General features: G+C 36.9%; 12 protein-coding genes and 1 tRNA gene. 6 read left to right on the top strand and 7 right to left on the bottom strand.

The features are described from left to right. Positions 1–61: 61 nt before the first annotated feature. Both ACFIQE_RS00855 and ACFIQE_RS00850 read left to right on the top strand, forming a co-directional pair. Positions 62–442, top strand: coding sequence for a TIGR02300 family protein (locus ACFIQE_RS00855; RefSeq protein ID WP_375611400.1), 381 nt, complete (start codon positions 62–64; stop codon positions 440–442). Between the two features lie 117 nt (positions 443–559). Continuing rightward, positions 560–635 (top strand) — tRNA-Ala (locus ACFIQE_RS00850). Between the two features lie 1600 nt (positions 636–2235). On the opposite strand, the gene ACFIQE_RS00845 is transcribed toward ACFIQE_RS00850, so the two are convergent. Both ACFIQE_RS00845 and ACFIQE_RS00840 read right to left on the bottom strand, forming a co-directional pair. Next, positions 2236–2823, bottom strand: a complete 588-nt coding sequence (locus ACFIQE_RS00845) for a hypothetical protein (protein ID WP_375629210.1) — start codon at positions 2821–2823, stop codon at positions 2236–2238. Between the two features lie 111 nt (positions 2824–2934). After that, a complete protein-coding gene (locus tag ACFIQE_RS00840) occupies positions 2935–4116 on the bottom strand; it encodes a DNA recombination protein RmuC (protein WP_375629208.1) in 1182 nt (393 codons plus the stop codon). Positions 4117–4206: 90 nt separating this feature from the next. Between ACFIQE_RS00840 and def the strand changes: the two genes are divergently transcribed. Genes def through truA form a run of 3 tightly spaced genes read left to right on the top strand, consistent with a single transcriptional unit; the run spans position 4207 to position 6417 of the window. Continuing rightward, entirely contained in the window at positions 4207–4743 is a 537-nt protein-coding gene (def, locus tag ACFIQE_RS00835) for a peptide deformylase (protein ID WP_375702789.1), read from the top strand. After that, complete coding sequence (fmt, locus tag ACFIQE_RS00830; protein WP_375629203.1) at positions 4743–5672, top strand: methionyl-tRNA formyltransferase; 930 nt, start codon at positions 4743–4745, stop codon at positions 5670–5672. The genes def and fmt overlap by 1 nt, the downstream gene beginning before the upstream one ends. A 1-nt stretch (position 5673) precedes the next feature. Next, positions 5674–6417 carry a tRNA pseudouridine(38-40) synthase TruA gene (gene truA, locus ACFIQE_RS00825; protein ID WP_375639735.1) on the top strand — a complete coding sequence of 248 codons (744 nt, stop codon included), beginning with the start codon at positions 5674–5676 and terminating at the stop codon, positions 6415–6417. A 32-nt stretch (positions 6418–6449) separates the two neighbouring features. On the opposite strand, the gene ACFIQE_RS00820 is transcribed toward truA, so the two are convergent. Next, the gene (locus ACFIQE_RS00820) at positions 6450–7313 is read right to left on the bottom strand and encodes an LOG family protein (RefSeq protein ID WP_375639740.1); all 864 of its coding nucleotides are present in this window, start codon (positions 7311–7313) and stop codon (positions 6450–6452) included. 106 nt (positions 7314–7419) lie between these two features. Between ACFIQE_RS00820 and dapD the strand changes: the two genes are divergently transcribed. Next, on the top strand, positions 7420–8268 hold the full coding sequence (gene dapD, locus ACFIQE_RS00815; protein WP_375620857.1) for a 2,3,4,5-tetrahydropyridine-2,6-dicarboxylate N-succinyltransferase: 849 nt from the start codon (positions 7420–7422) through the stop codon (positions 8266–8268). 574 nt (positions 8269–8842) lie between these two features. On the opposite strand, the gene lepA is transcribed toward dapD, so the two are convergent. The 4 genes from lepA to dnaJ form a co-directional block, all read right to left on the bottom strand. Continuing rightward, complete coding sequence (lepA, locus tag ACFIQE_RS00810) at positions 8843–10648, bottom strand: translation elongation factor 4 (protein WP_375611467.1); 1806 nt, start codon at positions 10646–10648, stop codon at positions 8843–8845. Positions 10649–12083: 1435 nt separating this feature from the next. Continuing rightward, positions 12084–12998 (bottom strand): DMT family transporter, encoded by a 915-nt coding sequence (locus ACFIQE_RS00805; RefSeq protein WP_375611392.1) that lies wholly within the window; start codon positions 12996–12998, stop codon positions 12084–12086. A 32-nt stretch (positions 12999–13030) separates the two neighbouring features. Beyond that, a complete protein-coding gene (gene argB / locus ACFIQE_RS00800) occupies positions 13031–13936 on the bottom strand; it encodes an acetylglutamate kinase (protein ID WP_375611391.1) in 906 nt (301 codons plus the stop codon). 1730 nt (positions 13937–15666) lie between these two features. Further along, positions 15667–16809, bottom strand: coding sequence for a molecular chaperone DnaJ (dnaJ, locus tag ACFIQE_RS00795; RefSeq protein ID WP_375611466.1), 1143 nt, complete (start codon positions 16807–16809; stop codon positions 15667–15669). Positions 16810–16948 lie beyond the last annotated feature (139 nt).

Genomic DNA, 16948 nt, shown 5'->3' with positions numbered 1-16948 from the left:
GATTAAGCACCATAAAATTTATCTTTTAATGGAATAATAGTTAATCAAAGAGGCACGGTTTATGGCAAAACAAGAACTTGGAACTAAACGTGTTGATCCAGAAACAGGAAAAAAATTTTACGATCTAAATCGCGATCCTATTGTGTCGCCCTATACAGGGATTTCTTATCCGCGTTCTTACTTTGAAGTTGCAGCAGCGGAAGCAAATAATGAAGAAGAAGTTGATACTGAAGAGCTTGATACAGCACTTGAAAAATCTGCTTTTATGCTTCTTGAAGATGATGATGTGGATTCTAAAGATGACGATCTTCCTGATTTAGAAGATAGTGATGTAGATCTTGGTGATGATGATGATACATTTTTGTCTCATGATGGTGACGATGAAGATGATGACGTTACTGATATTCTCGGAGGCGGTGTTTCTAATGATGACGATGCTTAAAAGAAGTAAAAGAGGACATCTTTTCTATTGAATGTAAATTCTTCTTGATCTTCAATTTTGATCGTTCTAGAAAAGCTGGAATTGTATACTGTCTTTTTGGGACAATTTGTTTTTATAGGGGCTATAGCTCAGCTGGGAGAGCGCTTGCATGGCATGCAAGAGGTCAGCGGTTCGATCCCGCTTAGCTCCACCAAAAAGACCAACTGTTCTATCAAGGGAATCAATCATAATAAAAGATGTGTGCATCAATTTAAAAGGTTTATGTGCTATTTAATTATCATTCCAATAGCGCCTGTTCCTTGCATTTTAATGACATTATAATACATTTTTAATCATTTGTTGGATTATAAAATTTACTGTCGCAACCATGAAAGTAGATAATTTTTTTATGCTTTGCACAGAAATAGAAAATGATCTGTTTAATCTGCGCCTTGTCTTAAAGGACAAAATCTGAATTTCCTTTACCACAATATTTCCACAAATATCATAATATGTTGGTTACTGGTATCTTTTTAAAAGATATGAAGTACTTAAACAAAGAGTAGAGAATAAAATATTAAAATATACTTCTCAATTATTGCGAATCAGAACTTTTTTCGAGTATTTTTAGCCTGATCAGATGTTCTGCCAATTAAAAAATACCTACCTTGAGTAGCGTATACCTGCTCAATACTAAGGTATATTAACGCTTAAATAATATATTGAATCAATTATTTTTTTCCTTGCACGTCACAAACAAGGTCGAGGTGTGAGAGCAAAGTGGTGCCATCATTATATGTGCTAATTCCCAATGTTACCGATAATTCTTACATTTGAAAATGTATGTTCATAAAAAAATATTTTTAGTCTTTTCTTTCACAGTTTTTATCCACATACCCATTGTGCTTGTTATCTGCAAGCCAATGGTTTTATTGATTCAACCTCAAGAGATCTGAAACGATAAAACCCTACGCCATTCGAGATTCTTACTTTAATATAAATAACGATATATTATCTTTATAAATCAATATGCTTAAACCATTTAAGAAAAAGAATAAAAATGCTTCTCATAAATATTCTCAAATGCAAAAGCTATCACAACATTGGAGACTGACTTGTTACTTCATAGGCGTTACAAATCTTTCTCTGAATATTCCCTACCCTGAATATTCATTGTGTGTAAAGTTGCATATACCTTATCATCCTATAAACGGGAGTGTTTTTACAATACAATAAGATAACTTTTTTCAATTAAGATGGACTGGATGGACGAATATGTTTTATTTCATACAATACTAAATACACCTAGTTCTTTTGAAGACTGTAGCGCCCTCTTTATACAAAATAACGTTTTTTCGTTTAATGCATTTCTCGTTTTTTTATATTGAATATTTTACCCTTTTTATGATGCCCGAATTGCATTTGTTTTAATTGCTATTTTATACGCTTAACAAAGAAAATATTCATATAATAATCAGCCAGTAATACGCATAATGAAAATAAAAAATGATATTATATTTTAAAATTTTTCTTCAATAAGCGCTGGCACTTAGCCCAATGCGAAATGCCAGCGTTAAATAGAAGATAGTTTCTATTATAAATTTTTTTAACAAAGGAGGTAAAAATGTCGAGAGTATCTTCAAATATATTGTGTATTGCAAAAACTTTCTGTTGCTTGAGTTTATTCTAAAAAATAACAATTTATTTCATTGAACGATTGGAAAAACGGCACTATTTTATCATATCATGCGGAATTTTGCTTTCGAATAATTCTATCCCATCAATTCCCTGATTGAGATTTTCAAAAATCTTCCCTAATGCCATCCACATCTTTTTAATTGCTGTTCATAGAGCCTCGATATCCTTGCCATGCGCTGTGCTGTCTGTGAAAGCGCAGCACTGACATGCCCACCACTACGTGCATAAGCACCATGCCCCATATGATAATTTAAATAAAGGCTATATGCATCATCAAACCTCACCCCATTGCGTTGAACACTTTGGCGATGATACCAAGCAACAAAATCAGCAGCATCTGCGAAATTCGTACGCCATGCAAAAGACTTTCCTGTAGAGCGAAGATACATTGCCCATGTACTATCAAGCGCTTGAGCATAACCATAAGCTGTCGACCGACGCTTCCATGGAATAAAACCAAGTAGTTTTTTGCGTGGAGGACGTGCATTGTGACGAAAGCTCGATTCCATCTTAATGGTTGCAAGAATAATAGGCATAGGAATCCCATAGCGCATTTCTGCTCTTTGAGACGCCTTTCTCCAATTATCAAAAAAACCATTTTTTTGTGCTAAAATAACGCAAGCATTGTTTGTGTGAATGGGAGTGGTTGTTGCGCATCCCTCTAGCAAAAACACCAGTGCCCCTAAAAACAAAAGGTGTCGCATATTCCTATTCCTCTCGTTTAAGAAATAAAACAAGATAGAGATACTAAAAAATGATTACCAATCAATAAAGAACATGATCTAACTTGTAATATTTAAGAAGCTTGCTTTGCTTTATTCCTCATCAGCAAAACGCAATGTTTGCGACTGAGCCAATGTTGTCATTTTTGTTGGTTCAGAGTAATTTTCTTTTAATTCGACAGTTTCAATGCGATTTGCCCGTTTCATGATTTTGGAAGACGATATCAAAATTCCCTCTATATCTTCACCTGCTTTATGAAAGTGCTTCTGTAGTGCGCGAACACGCGTATCCATTCGTCCAAAATCTTCCATCAATTTTGCTACTTCTGATTGAATTAAATGCGCTTGTTCACGCATCCGCGCATCTTTCATAATGGTTTGTACCACTTGGACAGAGAGCATCAACAAAGATGGTGAAACAATAATCACATGGGCTCTATTGGATTTTTGTACCAATGCCTCAAAATCCTCATAAATTGTTGCGAAAATCGATTCAGATGGCACAAAAAGGAAAGCAGTGTCATGGGTTTCTCCAGGAATCAAATATTTTTGTGCAATATCACGAATATGAACTTCCATATCGGTACGAAATTGGCGTTCTGCCTCTTGACGCTCTTGCGCTGATTCTGCCTTACGCATAGCATTCCAAGCTTCCAGAGGAAATTTAGCATCAACAACAAGAGAAGGAGCTTTATTGGGCATATGAATGAGACAATCTGGGCGCTTTCCATTGGAAAGAACAGCCTGAAAAGCATAAGCGTTTGTTGGTAAGGCATCGGCAATAATTGCTTCCATCCGCCCTTGACCGAAAGTACCACGCGTCTGCTTATTACTTAAAATGGACTGCAACTGAACAACTTGTCCCGTAAGCGATTGAATATTATTTTGTGCTGCATCAATCACTGCTAAACGCTCTTGCAAACGATTCAAATTTTCATAAGTGGATTTGGTTTGTACCTGAAGTGTTTGGCCTAAGCTTGTTGTCATCCCATTGAGTTGCTCACTGAGTGATTTATTCAATTCAGCCTGCCGTTGACCAAAAATTTCCGCCATCGTTTGCATTCGTCCTTGCATTTCAGCTTGTGTTTTCAACAAGGTAGCCATCTGCATTTGTGCCTCACGTGCGCGTTCAGCAATTTCATTTTCCAAAAATGCTTTTTTTCGATGAGAATGTATCAACATAAAAAATGCCAAACAGACAAGTATAAATAAAAGCAAAAGCATTAGTTTAGAAAAAAAATCACCAGCGAATATGGAAAAAAACGAATCAAACATAAATTGTAATATAACGCTCTTATTGTAAAAAAACGCAAGAATCCGTTATTCAATATTGACCAATAACAAACCATTGATTAATCTCTACTTATGCCAATGAGATCTTTAGTTACTTTACCTGATCCAATTTTACGGGAAGTGTCCAAACCTGTTGAGCAGGTCGATTCAGCTCTCCAAAAACTTGCGGATGACATGTTGGAAACCATGTATAATTCTAAGGGCGTTGGTCTTGCTGCTATTCAAATTGGTATACCGCTACGTATGTTGGTTATAGATATCTCTGGAAATTCTGAAGATGAGCAAAAAAAACCACTTGTTATTATCAACCCTGAAATTTTATGGCTTTCAGATGAGCGTAATATTTACAAAGAAGGCTGTCTTTCTATTCCTGATTATTTTGCAGAGGTTGAACGTCCTAAACGCCTTCGTGTTCGCTATCAGAACCGTGAAGGAAAACAAACAGAAATTGAAGCAGACGATCTCTTAGCAACTTGCTTACAGCATGAAATTGATCATTTAGATGGGCGCCTTTTTATTGATTACATTTCAAAGATCAAACGCGATATGGTGATACGAAAATTTAAAAAACGTGCAAAAGAAAAAAACATGCAGGAAGCAGTTTTGTAATGGCTTTACGATTAAGTTTTATGGGAACACCAGATTTTTCTGTTCCTATTTTACATGCTTTATTGGATGCAGGTCATGATGTTGTTGCTGTTTATAGTCAACCCCCTCGTCCAGCAGGACGTCGAGGGCTGAAATTAATCCCCTCCGCTGTTCACACCGTAGCAAAAGAGAAATCTATTCCCATCTTTACGCCTCAAACACTCAAAACAATCGAACAACAGGAGCAATTTGCAGCACTTTCTGTTGATGCTGCTATTGTGGTGGCTTATGGACTCCTTTTACCTAAAGCTATTCTCGAAACGCCACGTTTTGGTTGTTTTAATGCCCACGCTTCACTCTTACCACGTTGGCGTGGTGCTGCGCCTATTCAACGAGCAATTATGGCTGGTGATAAAGAAACAGGTATCATGATCATGAAAATGGATGAAGGACTTGATACGGGGCCTATCGCTCTTTCTCGCTCCATCCCCATTACTGATAACACCACCACTGCTGAGCTTTCAAACAGACTTTCACATATTGGCGCAGAACTTATGGTAGAGACTTTATCAACTCTTGAAAAAGGACAACTTAAACTGACCCCACAATCAGAAGAAGGCATCACCTATGCCGCCAAAATTAGAAAAGAAGAGACCCGCATTGATTGGACAAAACCTGCAGAGTTTATTCATAGGCATATTCGCGCGCTCTCTCCCTCTCCTAGTTGCTGGTGCAATATGAATATCGGTGGACGAGAAGAACGTGTAAAAATTCTTGATAGTCGTTTAACAACAGGTCCTTCTCTTGAAATTGGACGGATAGAACCAGATTCTTTGATTATCCATTGTGGGCAAGGACGGATAGAAATAACCTCTCTCCAAAGATCTGGCGGTAAAATTCTTGAGTGCGCCACCTTTTTGCGAGGTGCTCATATTTCTGCTGTTTTTTAAGATGCCACGTTTTAAACTCACTCTTGAATATGATGGTTCAAATTATGCTGGTTGGCAGCGTCAAGCAAAACTTCACACGATACAAGGAGCTCTTGAACAAGCAATTTTTTGCTTTAGTGGACAACAATTGACCATAACAACAGCAGGAAGAACCGATGCGGGCGTACATGCTACGGGACAAGTTGCGCATGTTGATTTTGAAAAAAACTGGCTCTCCCATACTGTGCGTGACGCGCTCAATGCTCTTTTACGTAAACAGGGAGAGGCGATTTCAATCTTAAATGTAGAAAATGTCCCTGATGACTTTGATGCACGATTTTCCGCTGTAAAACGCCATTATCTTTTTAAAATACTTAATCGTCGCTCTCCACCAGCTTTAAATGCCAAACGCGTGTGGTGGATACCAAAACCTCTTCATGCTGAAGCCATGCATGAAGCTGCGCAAAAGCTTGTAGGACAACATGATTTTACAACTTTCCGTTCAGCACATTGCCAAGCCAAAAGCCCTATTCGCACCCTTGAACGCCTCGATATTCAAAGAGAAGGTGAAGAAATTTTCCTTTATGCACAAGCTCGTTCTTTTCTTCATCATCAAATCCGTTCATTCGCAGGAAGCCTCATGGAAGTGGGTATTGGACGTTGGACAGCTCAAGATATCGAAACAGCTCTTCATGCTAAAGATCGTAAACGTTGTGGTGTTGTTGCCCCCCCCTCAGGACTTTATTTAACCAAAGTAGAGTATTAATGATCCTTCAAGAGTGAGCATCTCAAAAGTCGTTAAGGCAGTTTATAAAAAGAACGAATTTCTTCAAAAGCTTCTGCTGCTGTATTAACAAATTTCACAAAATTAATATCAGTAGGAGAAATTGTACCTTGTGCAGACAGATACTCAAAATTGACAGTATTGCTCCAAAATTCTTTGCCAAACAATAAAATTGGTACCTGTTTCATACGCCCCGTCTGTACTAAAGTTAACGTCTCAAACAGTTCATCCAGAGTTCCAAATCCGCCAGGGAAAATGGCTAGGGCTTTCGCTCGTACTAAAAAATGCATTTTGCGCATCCCCAAATAATGAAAATTGAAACATAAATGCGGCGACACATACGAATTAGGCTCTTGCTCATGTGGTAAAATAATATTCAAGCCAATCGTTGGGGCACCAACATCACAAGCACCACGATTTCCCGCCTCCATGATTCCTGGTCCGCCCCCCGTAACAACCACAAATTCACGATATTGTGTCGTAGCAGAATAGAGTGAGCACAAACGCGCAAACTCTCTTGCTTCATCGTAATAATGTGACATAGCATGCAAATTTTTCTTTTGTATTTCATTTTTTGCAGCCCACGCTGCTTGCCCAGGTTCAGGAATACGCGCACCACCAAACAAAACAACTGTTGATTGAATATCATATTCTTTAAGGGTTATTTCCGGCTTTAAAAATTCAAGACTAATACGTTGTGAGCGCAGCTCTGGACGCATCATAAAATCTTGATCGATATAGGCTAAACGATAAGTAGACGAACGCATTTGTGCTGAATTAGAGATTTTATGGATCTGTTGTAGAGCATCCTTCGTATGGAGAAGTGGTGTCCAGTTTTCTTGCTCCCTTTTTCTTTTTTCTTTACAGCTTTTTTTCATGCACCTGTCCTACTTCCTCATCGTTTTATTGACTGAACACATTTCTTCGCGTAGTTCATAGAGAATAAATCTTGAAGCTTTCAACTTGTTTAACGGAACTCTCGTCATGACTCATATCACACAACTTGAAATTATTATCGAAAAAGCTTTTGACGACCGCGATTCTATCGATACTACCACAAAAGGCGAAATACGTGAGAGTGTTGAACATGCATTGAACCTTCTTGATAAAGGTGAAATCCGTGTTGCAGAACGACAAAAAAATGGACAATGGCATGTTCATCAATGGTTGAAAAAAGCGGTTTTACTCTCTTTTCGGCTTAATCCTATGCAAATTATTACTGGTGGAATCAATGGGACACATTGGTGGGATAAAGTTCCTTCAAAATTCTCTGGTTGGCAAGAGGCAGATTTTAAAAGTGCTGATTTCCGTTCCGTTCCTGGAGCCATTGTACGTCATTCTGCTTACATTGCACCCAATGTTATATTGATGCCATCCTTTGTCAATCTTGGTGCTTTTATCGATGAGGGCACAATGGTTGATACATGGACCACCGTTGGTTCTTGTGCACAAATTGGTAAACATGTCCATCTTTCTGGCGGTGTTGGTATTGGAGGTGTTTTAGAACCACTGCAAGCAAATCCAACAATCATTGAAGATCATTGCTTTATCGGTGCTCGCTCTGAAATTGTTGAAGGCTGTATTATCCGTGAAGGTGCTGTTTTGGGAATGGGAGTCTTTATTGGAAAATCAACAAAGATTATTGATCGTACAACAGGTGAAATTTTTATTGGTGAAGTACCAGCCTATTCAGTGGTTGTACCAGGTTCTCTCCCCGGAAAACCTTTACCAAATGGTGAAGCAGGCCCAAACCTTTATTGTGCTGTTATTGTAAAACGCGTTGATCAAAAAACACGAGAAAAAACATCTATTAATGATCTTTTACGTTCTTAGACACAAGATTAATTCATAAGAATATTTCATCGTTTTTTAACTTGAATAATAACCTCGAATACAAGGATTCTCTCATTTCAAATCCTTTCATAGTGAATCAATCACTATCATTTCCTTGCACGTTATAAACGCAGTTGGTGTGTGGGTAAGAAACACTTCAAGAAAAGAGTGAAATACCTTTAATGAATTCTCTCAAGTGATAAGGACTGTCATAATATTTTGAGCTGAAAAAAAGTATGATGGGTGCGCTTTGCACCTTTCTGACGCGTAAAAGCGGTAATGCCAAATGGATTTTATATCATTCACAGTGTATTTTACGTTATATTTTTCATAGCCCCCGTTGTGAAATGGAGTTTGATGTATTGAGTGATGATTTACGAAAACGAGCACGCCAATATGCAACATAAATGTATTTTGTTTAAAGCATTCTGTTTTACGTGAGGAAGTGATACCATTATGCAATACACAAGAACATGAAGCACGACGCAATTCTATTTAAAAGTGTTCTTTAAACACCTGAACCAATCGACAAAAGCAAAAGCGCAATCAATGAGAGAAAATACCCCTTTTTTCATTATTTGTTCATTTTGAGCGCTTGAATAAATGCCGATTGTGGAATTTCTACTTTTCCAAATTGACGCATCCGCTTTTTGCCTTCTTTTTGCTTTTCCAAAAGTTTGCGCTTACGCGTAACATCACCCCCGTAACATTTCGCTGTTACATCTTTACGCAAAGCACGAATCGTTTCGCGCGCTATAACTTTACCACCAATAGCCGCTTGAACTGGAATCTGAAACATATGCTGAGGAATAAGATCTTTCAGTTTTTCGCACATTGAACGCCCACGCTTTTCTGCAATCGTGCGGTGAACAAGCATCGATAATGCATCAATAGGCTCTCCATTCACCAAAATAGACATTTTAACTAAATCACCTTCTGCATAATCTGTCATTTGATAATCAAAAGAAGCATAACCCTTTGAAATCGATTTTAGCCGATCATAAAAATCAAAAACAACTTCATTCAGTGGTAAATCATACGTTACCATAGCACGGGTTCCAACATAGGATAAACCAACCTGTACCCCACGCCGCTCTTGGCATAGCTCTAAAATTGACCCAAGATAATTATCAGGAGTCATGATTGTTGCCCGAATCCATGGTTCTTCTATGGAAGAAATTTTAACCACATCAGGCATATCCGCTGGATTATGTAACTCTTTAACAGAACCATCATTCATATTCATGCGATAAACAACTGAAGGTGCTGTCGCAATTAAATCCAAATTAAACTCACGCTCTAATCGCTCTTGAATAATTTCAAGATGCAGAAGTCCCAAAAAGCCACAGCGAAAACCAAACCCCAAAGCCGCAGATGTTTCCATTTCAAAAGAAAAACTCGCATCATTTAAGCGTAATTTGCCCATGGCTGCACGCAAATCATCAAAATCAGCAGCATCAATTGGAAAAAGCCCACAAAAAACAACCGGTTGCGCCGGCTTAAAACCAGGCAAAGCATTTTCACAAGGACGACGCTCTTCAGTAATCGTATCCCCAACCCGTGTATCTGCTACCTCTTTGATAGAAGCAGTGATAAAACCAATCTCGCCTGGTCCTAATTCATCAACCTGTACCATTTTAGGTGTAAAAACCCCAACGCGCTCAACTGGATATTTTGCACCTGTACCCATCATACGAATGGTTTGGCCTTTTTTTAAAATACCGTCTATCACCCGTACCAAAACAATGACACCAAGATATGCGTCATACCAGCTATCAACCAACATTGCTTTCAAGGGATTTGCAACATCGCCTGTATGTGGAGGTGGTAATTGTGCAACAATTGCCTCCAAAACATCAGGAACACCCAAACCTGTTTTTGCTGATATTTCTACTGCTTGAGATGTATCAATGCCTATCACATCTTCAATTTGTTCTTTAACTCGCTCAGGTTCTGCTGCTGGAAGATCAACTTTATTGAGAACAACAACCAACTCATGGGAATTATCAATGGCTTGATAAACATTTGCTAACGTCTGCGCCTCTACGCCTTGGCTTGCATCCACCACCAACAGAGAACCCTCACAAGCTGCCAATGAACGCGAAACCTCATAAGCAAAATCCACATGACCTGGTGTATCCATAAGATTTAAAATATAGGTTTCACCATTCTTTGCCTTATAGTGTAAACGTACCGTCTGTGCTTTAATAGTAATTCCACGTTCACGCTCAATATCCATGGAATCGAGTACTTGTTCTTTCATCTCACGTGTATCAAGCCCACCTGTTATTTGAATCAAACGATCAGCTAAAGTGGATTTGCCGTGATCAATATGCGCCACTATGGAAAAATTACGAATATAATTACGATCTATTGTCATATAAGGCGATTTAGCAAAGAATAATACAAAACGCAAAGACCAATTATGCTCCAGCTCCTTACAAAAGAATATAAACCTAAAAAGCCTCTCAAAACACAACTTTTTATAGCCTAAAAAATGAGGCTTTTATTTGCTAAATTAAATCCAAGGCTGCTAAAATGATCTTTTCGCATCTTATTTGATAACTCATATGCTGTAGTAAGCTGGCACCATCACACACTTTGCCAATCTTCAATATTGCGACGATCCTTTACATTTGAAAAATTTTATAAGAGATATGCTTTTCTTTTACAGTTTTTACCCACATGGCCCCACCCACTCACTTGTGACGTGTAAGAAAGTGATTTGGATTGATTTAACATGAAAATGATTTGACGTGAGAAAATTTTACGGTATTCAGGGTCATAATTGAATGTGAATAATGCTATATTATAATTATAAATCAATGTATTATCATATTTATATGATGGGCGTGTATATCACTTAGGCTTGCAATAAAATTCGCAAGAAATGCTTTTTATTTGTACGCAATAATCTGCTTTTTTAGCAATCTTATATAAAATAACATGAATATCGAGAGAGTTTCTTCTCAATTTTTAAAACTTTAGAAATACGCTCTATTGAGTGATGTTTTTATATAACTCCTTCCTTCCTCCATTAAATATAAAACACACCAATCCTCTTCGATTCATTGGATAACGCATTGATTTATAATGATCGTTTATTGTTTTGCAATTTAAATTAAAGCTCTGAATATCGCGAGCTTCTCTCATTTTAAATCTTCTCATAATGAATCAATAAATTTTTTGCTCCCCCATTATAAAACAGAGCTAGTGTATGGATAAAAACGTTTAAGAAATGAGTAAAAATACCTCTCTCTTTCAAATGCCAAAAGCTATCGTAATATTGAGAACAGATAAAGAAAATGCTCGTGCCTTTTATTTTAAGTAAAATGATGATGCTCTGTGGTTTTTCTATACTTCATGCAAACCGTCAATGAATATGATGTATATTGAGAAAATTATCTTTTAAAAAACGCTTTAATGTACAACGTTATGGGGATACTTTGGGCGTTCTATTTTGCGTGAGAAGCGTAACTCTATTAAGGGACAAAAGAAATAACGTGCGACAGTGCGTAATTTTCATTATTCAAAAACATTACCGTAGATGTTTTTGAAAGTTGTTAAAGCCGAATTTAAAGATGAGCGTTAATTTTTACCTTTATATCACCTCATGTTTTGGCTCAATGAAGGTTGTCTGCCCGGTTCAGAAATCTGACAAACAGAGAGAAGCATACTATTTCTCCAATTTGGTATGCAAAAACTGGAATAATTTATAGAACTTCTTAATCATCTGAATATTAAAAAAGCTCCAAAAATGAAAACTCTATAAGCAAAAAGCTCATGCAATAAAATCATAATAAAAAAATGTATAGCTAATCAATTTTTTTAATTGCTTTATTTTTTTTACGCCATTGTGAAGGTTGTAATTCAGCCACAATGATCCCAATCAGAATAAGCAAACCGCCCAATAAAGCTAAGGGAGATAAATGTTCTCCAGCCAAACGCCCAACAATACCAGCCCATACTGGTTCACCTGCGTAAATGAGTGTCGCACGCGTAGGGGAAATAGACTTTTGTGCCCAATTCATAGCTAATTGAATGATGGCACTCATTAATGCCAATCCTATACCAATATTAAACCAAACCCACGAAAATTCAGGAATGCTTTCTCCCATCAAAGGCATACAAGCAAATGAAAAAAAACCACTAAAAAATAACTGAATAATGGTTACACGCCGACTATCAACCTTGTTCGCAAAAATTCCGATGAGTATGACTTCTCCAGCAATCGCTAAAGCGCCTAACAAAGTTAAAATTTCGCCTTTTGAAAAATCAAAATTTCCCGGCTTTTGTCCTGAAATAAATACAAGCCCAATAAAAGCGAAAATAATGCCAATCCAACAAGCTAAACGGGGAGGTTTTTTAAAAACAATCCATTGCAAGATTGGAACCATCGGTACATAAAGCGCTGTGATAAAAGCTGACTGACTACTAATAATTGTTTGAAGTCCAGCTGCTTGAAAAGCATAACCAAAAAACATGGCTAAACCTATTGCCATCCCAGCGAAAACTTCATAAACAGTTATACCTTTTATAGAACGCCAAAAAATTACCCCACATATAAGAGATGCAACAATAAAACGAAATCCAACAAAAAACAGAGGACCACTATAGCGTACCGCAATGTGAATGACTAAAAATGTAATGCCCCACAATATTGTCGCAGTAAATATTGCCAATTCTGGCTTACTTAATAAAGGATATTTAAACTGTTTTAGATTCACCATGAAAAACTTTCTCTTCCAATTTTCCCCACAATTTATGAAACAATAAGCGTTCCAACTCCCTGTTCGGTAAACAGCTCTAGTAAAACAGAATGAGGAGTTTTACCATTTAAAATGACAACACCTTCCACACCATTTTGAAGGGCTTTTATGCAAGTCTCTACTTTTGGAATCATGCCTCCTGAAATTGTCCCATTTTTAATAAATTTCTCAGCTTCAGAAACTGTCAATTCTTTTAAAAGTTTACCTTGTTTATCCAAAACACCAGGAACATCAGTGAGAAATAAAAGGCGTTTAGCCTCTAATGCACCAGCAATAGCTCCAGCAAAAATATCAGCATTGATATTATAAGTTTTACCATCGCGTCCTGGAGCTACAGGAGCAAGAACTGGTATCATTTCAGAAGATGCTAAAAGATCTAGCAATGTGCGGTCAACTTCAACAGGCTCACCAACAAACCCCAAATCTAAAACACGTTCAATATGCGAATCAGGATCAATGACAGTTTTATAAGCCTTTTCGGCAAAAACCATATTGCCATCCTTGCCGCATAATCCTATTGCCCATTCACCCTCAGCATTGATGAGAGCAACAATTTCTTTATTTATGGAACCCGCTAAAACCATTTCAACCACTTCAACGATCCGCTCATCGGTTACCCGTAGTCCGTTTTCAAATCGTGATTCAATCCCCATTTTCATTAAAATTTCAGCAATTTGAGGCCCACCACCATGAACAACAACAGGATTGATCCCCGATTGCTTTAATAGAGCAATATCACGCGCAAATGCTCGCCCCAAAGCAGGATCACCCATAGCATGGCCGCCATATTTTACCACGACCGTTTCATTTTCATATTTTTGCATATAAGGTAAAGCAGACGATAAAAATGCTGCTTGTTTTTCCAAAACATCTACATCACCGTTTTTAGCATCATCCATCAATAGAGCCTCCTCATCACTTTTTACCATCTCTTAATGAAATTTAGGAAAAGTGAAAACAATAAAACCAAACTTTACTCTATCCACCCCCTCCCCTGAAAATCGTCAATTTTCCTCTAAATTACGAAAAAGGAATAGCAAAATGAAATACAAAAAACTTCCTTTAAAAATTGACAGCGAAAAATTAAACAAAATAGACGTAAAAAAATGTCATTATTTTATGACCTTATATATAAAATTGAAAAGCAAAATTTTGAAGCTAAGCCGTACATTCAACTCATTAGTTTATCCCTATGGATACTTAACAATGAATAGGAATATATACAACCATTGATTTTGTAAGATAAAAATAAAGTTTCTTATAATAATAAAATTAACATATTCCCAAGATAAGAAATCACTCAACTGCTTTATAGCTTATCCCAATAAACTATAACTTTGGTTTTAAAAATTTGACTTTTTCTCAATCATTAAACATGAGGAAATGTCAATTGAACGCTCCTCATGGAGAATCATAATAAGTTGATTTATAATCATAATTTATCTTTTTATATCGTAAAATCAAAAAAAGGCTTTGCAAAATTATCATATATTGTGACTTTATTTCGATAACTCTTCAGAAGCATCTTCGTAAAAGCATTTAATTGTTTAGATTACTCTCTTCGTAAGGTTTTATAAAACTTCTCATTTTTCATGATCGGTCATTAAGTTTTTCTTTCTGCATAGCGATACATGCTTGAATTATTCAATGTTTTGTAGAATTTTTAACTCTTTTAATTATGTTATTTTATGAAAAAAGATTCATTTCGTAAATTTCTCTTTCCATATCACCAATCAATTTCAACAATATATCGTGCTGTTTTCTAAGCATATTGTGCTATTTTTTATTGTATTTATTTTTTCTTTTTAAAGGTAACTTCCTCTATCTTCCCACCAACTTTTTATTATGCCAATAAATTCAATTAAGTGAATTCCATCGAATCTGTTTCCCCACAAGAGAGATACATCGAATAACTCAAAAAGTGTTTTGTTATGTCTTCTTTAGCATTCAACACACATTATCTCATTCCACAATTTCTTTGGAACAAAATAAACTTGATTATAGCGTTTTTTATTATCTGGAAGAACTATTTATGACATCAGAAATACAAAACTAAATCCGCATCTAAAAAGACATGATTACTGCTAAAAGCTAAGATGAGGCATGTAAAAGCTATTCCGAACAAAATAACCCTTATTTTAAAGGAAGCAGTGATTAAAACTATGAAAAATGCCAAAAATAAAATCGGTTATAAGAAGTTGATACTTTATTTGAAAAAGATGGATTGCCTAACAGCTTATTTAGCGTTTCTTGGCAAGCCGCTACCTATTTTATAATTTTATTATAGAGCCTTTAAAAAGAAATTTTGAGTGAAAAAATAAACACCAAAAATACTGAATGCATAAAGGCAGTTATCATGACACTGGCAATATTTATTATCAATCACTCAATTGCGTTCTTATATGGATAAGCCCTTTTTAAAATGTCATAGACACTCAAAAATAAGACTTATCCATAAAACTCATGAAATATAAAAACTATCAGCAGCAGGAGTTTATCCTAAATTAGCTGTCTCTCTCTTTTCTTTTCAAGAAAAAATGCTTTTCAAAGATAATGAGACAATAGAAAGCTTAATGAAAATAACTTTCCCACAGTTCTCTCTAATTATTCTGAGAACATTCACATAATTTTAACCAGAAATATTTTCAAAAAATTCTTTCATACGTGAAAAAAAACCATGTGATTGCGGTGAATTTTCATGATTTGAGAGTTTCTCAAATTTTTGCAACAATTCACGTTGTTCTTGCGTTAATTTCTGCGGCGTCTCAATCGTGATATGGATGTAAAGATCACCCCTTGCTTGCTGACGGCGCAACATGGGCATACCTTTGCCTCTAAGGCGGAATTGACGTCCATTTTGTGTCCCTTCTGGAATCTTAACGCGTGCTTTAACACCATCAAGGTCGGAAACTTCAAACTCTCCTCCTAAAGCAGCTGTTACCATTGAAATAGGAACGCGACAGTGAAGATCTGCTCCTTCTCGCTGAAAAAACTCATGCGGTTTAATGGAAAGGAAAATATAAAGATCACCATTGGGGCCACCACGAATACCAGCATCACCCTCACCAGAAAGGCGAATACGCGTTCCATCTTCAATACCAGCTGGAACATTTACGCTTAATGAACGTTTTTTCTCTATACGCCGTGTCCCCTGACATTTGGGGCATGGATCCGTAATAGTTTCACCACGTCCATGACATGTAGGACATGTCCGCTCAATAGAAAAGAAACCCTGTGCAGCACGCACACGACCAGATCCATGACATGTTCCACAAACTTGCGGCTTAGAGCCTTTTCTTGCTCCTGATCCTTCACAAACATCACACGTAACGGAACTGGGAATATTAATTTCTGCAGTTTTTCCTGAAAATGCCTCTTCTAAAGTCACTTCCATATTATAACTCAAATCTGCGCCACGTTCGCGACTATCACCACGCTTACGGTGTGTCCCTCCCATAATCTCACCAAAAAAGTCTTCGAAAATATCCGCAAATCCACCACCAGCAGCAAAACCACCAAAGGGATTTGCTCCCCCTTGACCACCGCTATTTTCAAAGGCCGCATGGCCAAATCGATCATAAGCAGCACGCTTCTGGGGATCTTTAAGAACTTCATAGGCTTCGCCAATTTCTTTGAATTTTCGCTCTGCCTCTTTATCCCCCGCGTTGCGATCAGGATGATATTGCATTGCCAACTTACGAAAAGCAGATTTCAACTTTTTATCATCACATTCGCGAGTCACGCCAAGAATTTCATAATAGTCAACCTTCATCATGTATTCCTGATAATTTTTCTGTCATCCATCTTTATGGATAATATTGCTTTTAATTTATATTTTTAGCAACAAAGTTGCAACTTATCTCAAATAATAAAGCCCAGCCTTATATTTCAAAGGCCGGGTTTATCAATTA

This window comes from Bartonella sp. AA1HLJMS, from assembly GCF_042197445.1.
Classification (GTDB): domain Bacteria; phylum Pseudomonadota; class Alphaproteobacteria; order Rhizobiales; family Rhizobiaceae; genus Bartonella.
This window is presented reverse-complemented; position numbering and strand designations above follow the sequence as displayed.